This is a genomic window from Paenactinomyces guangxiensis (assembly GCF_016055185.1).
Lineage (GTDB): Bacteria > Bacillota > Bacilli > Thermoactinomycetales > Thermoactinomycetaceae > Paenactinomyces > Paenactinomyces guangxiensis.
Window position 1 is genome coordinate 105405 of record NZ_JAECVR010000015.1, and the last position, 12003, is coordinate 117407.

General features: G+C 46.1%; 11 protein-coding genes. 1 reads left to right on the top strand and 10 read right to left on the bottom strand.

Annotated elements, in window-relative coordinates; all coding sequences use genetic code 11:
- The first annotated feature begins 402 nt into the window (after positions 1-402).
- Complete coding sequence (locus I8U27_RS14190; protein WP_181752610.1) at positions 403-3909, top strand: efflux RND transporter permease subunit; 3507 nt, start codon at positions 403-405, stop codon at positions 3907-3909.
- 341 nt (positions 3910-4250) lie between these two features.
- Here I8U27_RS14190 and I8U27_RS21170 read toward each other — a convergent pair whose 3' ends face one another.
- The 10 genes from I8U27_RS21170 to I8U27_RS14235 all read right to left on the bottom strand — a co-directional run.
- A complete protein-coding gene (locus I8U27_RS21170; protein WP_309506153.1) occupies positions 4251-4607 on the bottom strand; it encodes a PepSY domain-containing protein in 357 nt (118 codons plus the stop codon).
- 12 nt (positions 4608-4619) lie between these two features.
- Entirely contained in the window at positions 4620-5642 is a 1023-nt protein-coding gene (locus tag I8U27_RS14195; protein ID WP_309506152.1) for a PepSY-associated TM helix domain-containing protein, read from the bottom strand.
- A 373-nt stretch (positions 5643-6015) separates the two neighbouring features.
- Positions 6016-6282, bottom strand: coding sequence for a helix-turn-helix domain-containing protein (locus I8U27_RS14200; protein ID WP_181752608.1), 267 nt, complete (start codon positions 6280-6282; stop codon positions 6016-6018).
- A gap of 14 nt (positions 6283-6296) precedes the next feature.
- Complete coding sequence (locus I8U27_RS14205) at positions 6297-6956, bottom strand: GOLPH3/VPS74 family protein (RefSeq protein WP_181752606.1); 660 nt, start codon at positions 6954-6956, stop codon at positions 6297-6299.
- 424 nt (positions 6957-7380) lie between these two features.
- Positions 7381-8286 (bottom strand): M56 family metallopeptidase, encoded by a 906-nt coding sequence (locus I8U27_RS14210; RefSeq protein ID WP_181752604.1) that lies wholly within the window; start codon positions 8284-8286, stop codon positions 7381-7383.
- Positions 8283-8690 (bottom strand): BlaI/MecI/CopY family transcriptional regulator, encoded by a 408-nt coding sequence (locus I8U27_RS14215; protein ID WP_220185977.1) that lies wholly within the window; start codon positions 8688-8690, stop codon positions 8283-8285. The genes I8U27_RS14210 and I8U27_RS14215 overlap by 4 nt, the downstream gene beginning before the upstream one ends.
- Before the next feature lie 127 nt (positions 8691-8817).
- Entirely contained in the window at positions 8818-10083 is a 1266-nt protein-coding gene (locus I8U27_RS14220) for a cell wall-binding repeat-containing protein (RefSeq protein WP_181752602.1), read from the bottom strand.
- A gap of 727 nt (positions 10084-10810) precedes the next feature.
- The gene (locus I8U27_RS14225; RefSeq protein WP_181752600.1) at positions 10811-11221 is read right to left on the bottom strand and encodes a hypothetical protein; all 411 of its coding nucleotides are present in this window, start codon (positions 11219-11221) and stop codon (positions 10811-10813) included.
- A 322-nt stretch (positions 11222-11543) separates the two neighbouring features.
- Positions 11544-11705, bottom strand: coding sequence for a hypothetical protein (locus I8U27_RS14230; RefSeq protein ID WP_181752598.1), 162 nt, complete (start codon positions 11703-11705; stop codon positions 11544-11546).
- A 45-nt stretch (positions 11706-11750) separates the two neighbouring features.
- Positions 11751-12003, bottom strand: a 253-nt coding sequence (locus I8U27_RS14235) for a zinc ribbon domain-containing protein (protein ID WP_181752596.1), incomplete at its 5' end; no start/stop codon positions are given.

Genomic DNA, 12003 nt, shown 5'->3' on the forward strand with positions numbered 1-12003 from the left:
CATGAATGAAATTGACGCTAATATATACCGTTCGGTAAACTTGTCTTGATTTTATTTATAAACCGATTTCTATTTCTGGTGTTCCGTTTTTGCAAATACTTCTTTCAACAACGGAAAAAATAGAGAGAAGTACCTTGTCCTCAGGAACGGAGAAACACTTTCACAGACAAACATGGCACTGGGACGGCACCAGCAGAAGAAGTATTTATTTTCGGGACAGAAAACCCTCATAACCTGGGATAAAGGTTTGAATCATGCCGGGAAAGCAGAATTCCGGGGAGCGGCCATCTCTGCTTCCTTGCAGGACGCCGATCGGGAGACAGCATTCTGCCTTCCCCCACACTGACATACACTTTCCACAACTGATAAGATTTATGTCTGCCGGTAAAAGGAGGAAAAAGTTTGAACTGGTTGACCCGCTTCTCGCTCAAAAACATCGCTGCAATCCTTATTTTGGTGCTGCTGGTCTCCGGAGGGGGGATTTATACTGCAACCCGGCTAAAGATGGAAGCAATGCCCGATATTAATTTTCCGGTTGTGGTAGCGATTATACCTTATCCGGGAGCTTCTCCGGACGATATTGATAAAAAAGTGACTCAACCGATTGAAAAAGCTTTTCAGGGAATCAAAGGAGCGCAAAAAGTTACCTCGATCTCCGCAGACAGCACTTCAGTGATCATCGTCCAGTTTGATTTTGACGCCGATTTGGACAAAGCGCAACAGGAGATGAAAGATTCGGTCAGCCGCTTGTCCTTGCCGGAACAAGTACTGGAACCCACTTTTAATCGGTTTGGCCTCAATACTTCTCCGGTGATGAGTTTTTCAGTGACCAGCGGGAAGAAAAAACCTGCCGAAATGGAACACTGGGTCAATGAGGTAGCCAAAGGCGCTTTTGAGTCCGTGGACGGAGTTGGTGAAGTTCAGGTAAAAGGGGAAGGGAATAAAGCTGTTTATATCCGTTTAAAGCCGGATCAGCTGAAAAAATATAATCTTTCTGTCCAACAAGTCCGGCAAGTGTTACAAAACAGTAATACTTCGTTGCCCGTTGGCGATCTGAATCTGAATCAGATAGATATGCCTGTACGAATCGAGCAGAAAATAACCAATATCGAGCAGTTGAAAAATATGGAGCTTACGATCCCGCCCAACCCGGCAGATGGTTTTCAGGATGCCTTTGACCAGATCGGCCAAGGATTTCAAGGGCTTGGTCAGGCGGTTGGCGGGTTGAACCAGGCAGTGGGCGGATTAAATCAGGGATTGGGTCAGGTTGGTCAGGGGCTCGGTTATCTCACGCTTATTTTGCAGCAGGGACAGGAGTTGCAGGCCCAAATTGTCGGGGATCAGCTTGCCCTTAACGATGCTTTAAGTCAATTGCAGGCCAATCCGGATGACCCCGCACTTCAAGCCAAAGTAGCAGGGCTGAAGCAAAAGATCGCCGCTGAGCAAAAGGGGTTACATCAGTTAAATAAGCAATTGAAACAACTGCAAGCCAAAATGCCCAAACCGAAATCATCATCAGGGAGCAAATCACCGGGCGGTTCCCCTCACCTGGCCATGCAGAACACGGAAAAGCCAACTGTGAAAGAAGCAAAGATTAAAACAGTAAAGCTGTCCGACATCGCCTTCATTACCGAGTCGGCGAACGGAAATTCCATGATTACCCGAACCAACGGAAAGCCTTCAGTAAACATTGATATTCTGAAAGACCCAAATGCCAATATTGTAGAAGTGGCTGAACAGATTGATGAGAAGGTCGCCGAACTGAAGAAAGAGAATCCCGATATGGAGATCGCGACTCTTTTCGACCAGTCCCGTGCGGTAAAAGCATCCATTCATTCCATGGTGCGCGAGGGATTGCTGGGGGCTCTCTTTGCCGCAGTGGTGATCCTGATTTTCCTTCGCAATTTCCGGATGACTCTGATCTCTATCGTGTCCATTCCGGTGTCGGTACTGGCAACACTGATCTTGATCCATCAGGCCGATATTACCCTGAATGTGATGACTCTGGGTGGATTGGCAGTGGCCATCGGGCGTGTCGTCGATGACAGTATTGTTGTGATTGAGAATATCTATCGGCATATGATGAAAAAAACGGAGCGGAATATCGGTTTAATCCAGGCGGCAACCAAAGAGGTGGCTTCGGCTATCACCTCCTCGACGATGACAACCGTTGCCGTATTTATTCCGCTTGGGTTTGTCGACGGGATTGTGGGCAAAGTTTTTTTCCCGTTTGCAGTTACTGTGGCGATTGCTCTGCTTTGCTCACTTGTTGTTGCAGTCACCATTGTGCCGGTTCTTACCAGACTGATGCTGCTCAGGGGGAAAAAGCTGCGTTTGGACAGAACCCGGAGCCGTACTGCAGAATCATACAAAAAGATGTTGGCCTGGTCATTTAACCATAAAGGAATCGTTCTCACCCTGGCCACTCTGCTGTTGGTGGGAAGCTTGGGCATTGTGCCGCTGGTGGGAACCAGCTTTATTCCCGCAGACAAAGACAAAGCCATCCGGGTAAACCTAAACATGCCGTCCGGTACAGATATCAGTAAAACCAATGAAGTTGCACGCAGTATTGAAAAGACCTTTAAGAAATACAAAGAAGTCAAAGTACTTTCAACTTCTGTCGGAAATTTACGCGGCAAATTGAACAGCGACGGAAGTGTCGGAAGTACGAACCGGGCCTCAATCTTTGTCAGCCTCGATTCTTCGGCCAATATGGATCAACTGCTTAAAGAGGTGCGCGGGAGTTTGAAGCCGCTCGAAAAAGAGGGAGAAATCATTGTCAACGAAGTGAACAGCCTGGTTCCGGCTTCCAGCTCGATCGAGGTGAGTGTACAGGGAAACAATCTGCGAGATATCAGGCTTGCAGCCGATCAACTGACCGCCAAACTCAAACAGGTAAAAGGCTTGACCAACGTCAGCAATAACCTTAGTGAACAGAAAGAACTGGTCACTGTTCATGTGGATAATGCCAAAGCAGCCAAACAGGGGCTGGTTGCCCAGCAGGTGGCGTTATCTGTTCGCGGTCTGCTGGATGCAGATAAAGTGATGGAACTGGAAAAAGGAAGCCGGACGCAAGATGTAAAATTGGGATTGGAAGAAGAAAATCTCACCACCGTCGATCAATTGAAACAGGTCCGGATTCTTTCACAAACCGGCAAGATGGTCCAACTGAGCGAGATCGCCACGATCAAAAAAGAAAAAGGCCCTGTGACCATTCAAAAGGAAAACAGGCAACAATATGCCACCGTTTCCGGGAATGTCACTATTAAGGATACTGGGGCCGTCTCCCGGGATGTGCAAAGCATCATTAGTCAAACCAATTTCCCCAGAGGTATCAAAGTGACAATCGGCGGGGATACCGAAGAGATGAACAAAAGTTTTGCCCAGCTGGGAGTTGCCATGGTTGTCGCAGTCGCCGCCGTTTATATTGTGATGATTATCGCGTTTGGTGAAGCGACAGCACCTTTTACCATTCTCTTTTCCCTGCCTTTTGCTGTGATCGGCGGACTGGTGGGCCTTTTGATTACCCGGCAGCCCATCAGTGTTTCATCGATGATCGGTGCGCTAATGCTGATAGGAATTGTGGTCACAAACGCCATCGTGTTGATTGACCGCGTACAACAGCAGCGGACACGGGGATTGAATGTCCGCGAAGCGTTACTGGAAGCTGCGGGAACCCGCCTTCGCCCTATTCTGATGACCGCTTTTGCCACTATTTTTGCCTTGTTGCCCCTTGGGCTGGGCTATGGAGAAGGGACTTTAATCTCCCAGGGCCTTGCGGTTGTCGTTATTGGCGGTCTGGCCTCTTCCACGCTGCTGACCTTGTTTATTGTGCCGATCATGTACCTGATCCTTTCACGGGTCCAGGAGAGGTTTACCGGCAGAAAAAGTGCTGAAATGAATGTGTAGGTCAACCGGAAAAAGGGTTCCACCGGAGAAGGGGAACCCTTTTTTAAAAATGGAATGAAGGAAATATGGCAATCATAAGAAGAAGTCCCTCTTTTTTTATATGATCTTTCTCAGGCTCTTTCCCGGTTTCTATGCAGGCCGGACATGTGATCTCCATTGGCAGAGGAAGCATCGTTTTAATTTACCCTTTCCCCTTACAAGCTGAATAAATACTCAATTTATACCACCTTCTCTATCCATTTTTTACTCTTACATCATCTCTTTTCTCGCTATAAATCTGTCCACTCGTATAGAAGTGTTAAGTCTCGACATCCCCACAAACGGGATTTAAGTCTGGTTTCTTAACCGATCCATGCCCTCACTTTAGGAACTCGCCGGAGAATAAACCAATCGAGAAGAAAAACCAGCAACAGGGACATTCCCACCAGCGGGAAAAAGACTCCGAGTGCGATGGTGATTACGCTGACCCCTTTCACCATTTTAAAGTTTTTTGGGAATGGCGGTGCGCCTAATTTCCCCTTTGGTTTCCGTTTCCACCACATCACCGGCCCCAAGGCCGCAATACCAATAAAACCGATACAAACCAGCAAATTGATAAATTGATTGATCCACCCGAAATAACGTCCTTCATGAAGGGCGATGCCAATGGAAATAGCCTTGGCAACCGGTCCATAATCTTTAAACCGCAAGTCAGCCAACACCTTCCCGCTTTACTGGTCAATATGAAGCGTTGCATCATCTTCCGGTTGCTGAGGGGAAGATGAAACGGTATAGACACCCTTTAACCCTTCCGGAAAATAGATGCTGTATGGTTGCTGTATGTTTCTTGAGTCAGCGATTGCCATCATTTTTTCCACTGAAACAGGTTGAAGGGTGTCAGGGGTCGATTCGGGAACAGGTAAATTTTCCGCGGCCCACGGTATATCTGTGGCTACATCTTTTGTTGGAACCGTTGATTCCGGTTTTGGGCCCCAGACGGCGGCAAAAGGGGGTTGCCCGGTGTGAGTGGCTGTGGCCGCGCGGTTCACCAGATCTCCCCAGACCCCTGACCAGGGAAGTCCGGTAAAAATGAGCAAGAGAATAAAAGCTGACAGCCAGAAGGCAGGTACAGCGTGCAGATCACGCCAAAATGTGCGTTTTCCTTGCTTCAGACGGGGAATGATTGTACCCTGCCAGGGTTTACGATGGCGGGGCCACCACAAATACAACCCGGTGATGACCAGAATAAAGGCCCAGCAAGCGGTTAGTTCGATCAGGCGATTTCCCGCGGTTGCGCCCCACAGCTCACCGTTATGCAATGCTTTTATTTTTTCCATCCATCTGTCCTCATCGTTGAGTTTGCCCAGAATGTTTCCATTATAAGGATTGACGAACACAATGGAACTTTGACCGTGGAGGGAAATTCCCACCTCTGAGGAGCGGTTGGCTGCAAAGGAGGGAGTGAAATGAGTAATTTCCGCCTGGGGATACCGTTTTTTCACTTTCTCGATCTGACGGGTCGGAAGCAGTTTTGCCGAACCTTCTTGCACAACGTACTTATCTTTGTACAGCATCAATTCAATCTGCGGTTTAAATATATAAACCCCTCCGCTGATGGCCAGCAGAAGGATCCATGGAGCAAATATGATTCCCGCGTAAAAATGCCACCGCCAAATTACGGCGAATAACTGTTTTGTTACTCCTTGCTCTTCCCTTCTTTCAGATTTGTGATCGTGTATCGTTTGAGGAGACATGGTCCATTTTCCTTTCTATGATCGTCTATCATTGAATACCGTGTTTCTATGGCGAGTATAGGACGGTTCAGAAAAAAAGCCATGACTCCTAAGAGCTAAAATTCGTGTCCATAAAATGAACAGAAGAGTAAAAAATGCAAGAGATTGCCATCTGCTTATGTGCTTTCGTTCCTTTAACCAGTCAAATGACCATCATGATTGCGAATCCTCATTACCCGGAGAGCGCCGGAAGCTTTTGTGTATAACCTGTTTGAATCTTTATTCGCTTTCATATAATTGAAACCCTAAGAGGATCGCGGGAAATAAAAAGAATCGGCAATGATGGCCGATTTTTCCCTTTCCGTTTCTCCACTACTCTTTTGTTTTTTAAGTTTTATTCCTGCTTATCAAGTAAGCGTGTCTTAATCTCTTGAATGGAGAGCCCCTCTTCTTTGTATTCCTGAATCTCCTTTAACCGTTGTAATGCACTTTCCCGGTGGTAACGCCGGGTGAGACGACTCTCTTCCTGTTCAAACGGAAGAATTCCTTCTTCACTATAGTATTTGAGTGTACTGTACCGATTCCCGCTTAATCGGACTAACTCACTGATCGTCACAAATTCTGCTTGTTCAATCACTTCCAGACTGCGCCTTCTCGACAATGTGCTCCACCTCCTTACGTGGCAGCAGAAGAGGCGGCGCTTGCTGCAATTTCCTGGATAACTTTGCTAATCGTCTCCACCTGTTTCCATTCCCGTGGATATTCTTCTTGCAGCTCTTTGATCCGCTTTTTCCACTCTCCACCCTCATAGTGTGAGAATAATTCCTTTAGAACCTTGGCTGTGTGTAACATAAAGGTCAGTATCAAAGCATCGTGACTCACTTTTCCCGGCTCTAAGACCTCGGCACGAATCATTTCCACGATTTGTCGTTCGTGAGGATCCAAACCAACATATCGATTAAAAAGCAAAGACTTTTCCTTTTGTATCACCCCTTTTTCCAGCAAAGAACGTGCCAAAAGGTCGTATATCTTTTTTTGTTTCCACAACTTCAAACTGAACTCCCTCATCCAACTGAGCAACTTCCGCTCTTTTTTTATTTTTGCAATCTGCATAAGCATTTCATCCAAATAATCGATCCCGGTCGGTGTCTCATCTACCACTTGTACCTCCAATTTTTCTCCAAAGGTAATACGTTTTTGTTTTGAGAGTTCGATGAAACACCCTGCAATTACATATAGTTGACGGTACCCTGACAACATCCATTTCATACGCGTAATCTTCTTGTTTTGGACAATGACAAAGAACTGCTCGGGAATGGTTAGTTTATGAACCATATTAGCACCTCATTTCTTGTTTTAAAACAAAACATAAAGTTGGGGTTACTTACTACTTATTACTTACTACTTATTACTTACGATTTAAATATATACCCTTTTTGAACCCTTTGTAAAGTAGTTTTTTCTCAGAAAAAACTTATAAAAACGAAATGGAATAGACCATAAAACCATTTACTGACTGGGAAGTTAAAGGCCCCGGCATTTAATCGGAGACCACGATCATTTCACAGGTATGCAACATGGATACAGCCGCCGTTGTCACCCGGGCCCTGTGCTCCTTAGACCGACCAGGTAACTTTGATGCTGAATCCCCGCAAAGTGTTTTTAAAAGGTAGTTGTTTTAATCGTAAAACAAGTGAACAACCCGGAAACCTTTAACTGAACTGGGATTCCGGGTTGTTTGTTTTTTAAAGTTTACTTTTCAAGATCCCAACAGGTTACACAAAAGTGAAATCGGTACAATTGCCATACGAACCATATGGTGGGTGTGGGTGATTGCTGTCAACAAGTAAAAGGCCGGCAGCAATATAACGGCTAACCCTGCCAAAGAAAGGAGATAGTCTTTCAAATAAATCCGAGGAGGTATTGCCCGATCATGAATCATCGCTTCGATTCTGGCTTCCATTTCATCATTTGCAAAACCGGCTGTCCCGTGGGAAGGAGAATCCGCTAACCTTGCGTTCATTAATTTCAGTAGAGCAGAAGCGAGAGGCTTAACGCCGGCTGTCCGGATCGAGTGCCGGTCTGCGGCAATTTCTTTTTCAATCAGGTAATGCCCCCGTAATTTGTGAACAAGGGGAAGGAAAAAGAGAGCAAGTGTCGCACTGCTGGCAAAAAGCATTTTTAAGGGGTCCCTCTGCAAACAATGATAGTATTCATGCTCTAAAACTGCCTGTAATTCTGATTCGTGCAGTTGCCGGATCAGAGAGGAGCTGATCAGTATTTTGGGGTGAAGCCACCCGTAAGTAAAAGCCAGTGGCTGTTCATGATCAACAACGATGACGGGAGTCCCCCGCTTCCGGCTAAAATGTTGAATCTCAGCAGGAATGCAGCCTGATTGATTTTGCAGTAATCGGGCGACCTGACGATGGGTTTTCCAGGCCAGCATCAGCATCCGGCAGATAAACAATAGCAAAAACAAGAGATGAATGCTTGCCAGTAGATAATATTCGACGGGTATCCGGCCATTGGAAAAAATAAAGGAACAGCAGCGATGCAGCCAGTCAAGTAACGGGCCGGCCACAGCATTTGTGGAGATGATCCAGGAAACATGTAAAGTGATTCCGATGAACAGGGCTAATGCAAATAATTGACGAAAAGATTTCATGAGGGGTCCCCTTGCTCTAATTGTTGTATAAACCGTTTAAGCTTTTTCAGGTGTTCCGGTTTATGGCCAACCACATCGACAAACTGGGCGATCGCCACATCGCCAAAATCCTCCAACAGACTTTGGATCGTATGTGAAGATGTTTTTTCAATCCATTCATCCGGGGAATAAGCAGGTTGGTAAACAAACACTTTTCCCTTTTTTTCACGCTTTAATACACCCTTTTTCGTCAACCGGCTCATCACTGTCATAATCGTTGTATAGGCATAATCTTTATTTTTTTGTAATTGCTCCAGCACATCCTGGACGGTTGCTTGTCCTTGACCCCAAAGAATATTCATAATCTCGATTTCAAGCGGGCCAAGAAGCCGTACTAATGTTTTTCGCTGATCATCAGAAATCATAAAAAAGCACCCTTTACCTTTACTTTTCTACCAGTATACAGGAATCGGGGAGCTTTTACCGGTGACATACCGATAAAAACATTTATTCAAAAAAGACCTGAATTCTAGACTCAGGTCTTTGTATGGATTAGTGTCCGTGATGCGGGTTTTGGTCTGAATGGGTTGGCTGCTCTTCCATATTCATGTGTCCGCTGTGTCCATCCCCGCCGCTTGCCGGAACAATCTCTAACATTTCATCAATCATTCCTTGAACCGTAAATGGAATGGAGGCTTCCGTTCCGATGATATAGGCATGGTTATAGGGGCCTTCGGTTGGCTCCTTTTTAAATTTGGGCTGTAAACTTATTAAATAATGGTGTATAGGCTGAGATAGCTTTTTGTCTTCCATGACCAACATGGGAGCGTGTTTTCCCAGATGGGCAAAAGGAGCGGAAGCAATGGCTGTATCCATCTGATTTAACCGGGTGAAAGTTAAACCATGTCCCGGTTGGGTTACACCCCAGCCAAATTGAGTCGTTTTATCTTTGAATTTAGCAAAGGCAATGGCATTTTCTTCAGGTGTTTGCCCGGCGATTCGGGTTACTTCTCCAAATGATTGAAGCTTCTTTTCCACCTCTTTTGACACCACTGATTCAGGTCCCAAAAGATAAATACTGGGCTTATTTTTGCGTTGTTGGAGAGCTTCAACTGTCGCCTGTGGAACTGAATTTTTATGGACATAAAGCAGGGGTTCAGGCATATGGGCGATCCAGTTTGCGGCCGGCAGTGAGTAATCGAGCGGATCGGCGGACCCGATAATCACCCCTTGCGGATAAGCACCTCCGCTCGCTTTGGCATAATAGGCATCCAGTTGTTTGGCCATCTCGGCAGGTTCCTCCGCCTTGACAGCATCCACTTTAAATCCTTGTTTTTCTAACGATTGGCGGACAGAATCAGCAAAACCCCCGACCAAAATGACTTGAACACCCTGATTCATGGAACTTCCTGCCGGATTCAAACGTTTCAGTTCCTTCATCGTCGCCTCGGGAATTCGGTCTTTTTCCGCATAAAGCAAAGGGCCATTGTTGGGGTGGTGGATCAGAGTAACCGCCGGGAGGTTGATTTTGGTATTTCCTTTGATCCCCAGCAACACGGTACCGGGCCGGTTTCCTTCTCCGGTGGCAGGCCAGATCAATTGTGATGTCTCAATCGCCGCCTGAACAGGATCATCCTGATTGACCCGGGTCACATTTTTGGTTTGCAAAGTGAGCCTTTCTTTGGATGCGTCCGGATTAGCGGCACCTGAATCGTGGCCCATTTGGCTGTGATCCATGTTATTCGCGTTATTGCAACCCGTAAGAATGCTGCCCAGTAAAAAGGCAAGGGTCATGCATGCTATGTATTTCTTTTTCATACAGATCTCCTTTCTGCAGAAACCATCTGTCGCTTCCATATACTACAATATTGTAGTATATGGAGGATGACTTTTCAACTGGAGATCGGTGAAATGCAGAGACAGGTAGAATGGCTTTTAATCAAGTGAAAAAGCGGTCCGGAACTGCTGACAGTTTGGAACCGCTTATACTGTGCATTAGAACAGGGGGATGGGGAGAGGCCAAATAGAATCAACGTTGAATTCGGCCAAATGCGTTTAATTTGAGCAATGTTTCGATGGTGAGAACGCCTTTCCATTCCTGGATGGCTATTTCCCAGGCCTTGAGATATTGATTCCACTCCCAGTTTGGACTCCAGCATCCATCGCGATCTTGTTGGTCAATCAGGTAATCAAGGTTATATCTTCCACTTGTTTGGCTATCTCTTCATAGAAGGGGGATGCAGGTGTTGTGACGAGCATGGAGGGCTGCAAGCTGTACTTATTCCACTCTTACGGGTTGGTTTTAACGAGATCCGGGATTAATTATTTGACTTTTCCGATAACCATGCTTTTGGGCGGATCATGAACATGTTCAGCCATCCGGGCGTAACATAGCAATTCATGCATCGATATCTCTTCTGAGTCTGACAGATGCCGGGTACATTGGTTTGTTACTGTGTCCAGGAACTGTTTGGTTTGGGAACCAGTTCGGAGTACAAATGCAGGTATGCGGTGATTTCTGCTGTCGGATTGCCCCGGAAATCGTCTACAGGGGTTTGTTGTTTAGTTCATCAAAATGCAACCAGGGAGCGTGGGGAAACTGGTTAACTTCTTTGGAGACCGCTTTCCATCTGCCTTCTTCTAGATTGTAGGTATCCAGGAGATACCGGATACTTCTTTGCACAACGGGATGATCGGGCGGAATCTGTAAGGGCTTGATATACCACTGGTAAGCCATTGCCGTAGCCATCGGGGACGATTTCTTTAGCCGAAAATCGGGTTCAAGGGCGTGGCCGAAACCACCGTTTGCGTTTTGGAATTTCATCAGCTCTTCGATCACCCGTTCCTGCGGTACCTGTTCAAAATAATAGTCAAACTGAACCCGATCAATCTCTCTGGCCTTTTCTTTCATAAATCTCTTTGCCGATTCAAATTGCTTCTGGCCTAACTTTTTCATTTTTACCTCTCCTCACCGAACCGCCGGATGTGGAAACCATCGGACAAATGGGGTGATTGATTTCATTTTCTCACTCCCGAACGATGGATTTCTCCTTATGTGTATTCCACCTGTGTGAAATAAATCCTGTGGAAACAAAAAACCAGAACTCTGCGAAGATGACAGGAAAATTTAAAAGCGACTCCAACGAAGCTGAAAATGCAGGTTGGCGTCGCTTTTTCACTTCAGTATTTCATGCTGGTTGTGATCTCTATAACCAATCTTCATCCATTAACTTTTCATAGGAAATTTTTTTTCGCATCTCCCCGTTGGCGGGTACAATCTAGCCTTCATAAGGGTTGATTGTACTTACCCGTCCGTAAAATTGCAGAGGGGAATTTCTTCCGGCATATGTAACAAAAACAGGTTTTTCCAGGTCACTGGCTTCCTCCAGGATAAAGCTCGTGAACTTCTCGCCATTGAAATGGCGAGCTTCTCGTTTCATCTGGCGTGGCCACCCACTACCATCCACGAAGGCATGTTCCATGCCCTAAGCAAGGTTGAATTCCCGTTGACCGGAGCGTTCGGGAATGTAGCCCTTTGCTTTTTGCAGAATATTCCGTGCTGCGTTCACATCCCGGTCTGCGGTATATCCGCAAGAGCAACGATGGATGCGTTCCCCCAGTTTTTTCTTCACGATCCGCCTACACTCCGAGCAAGCCTGTGATGTGTTGCAGGGGTCTACCCATTCTACTTTTTTACCAGCGTATTCTGCTTTGTAAGTGGTGAATTGGATGAGCATT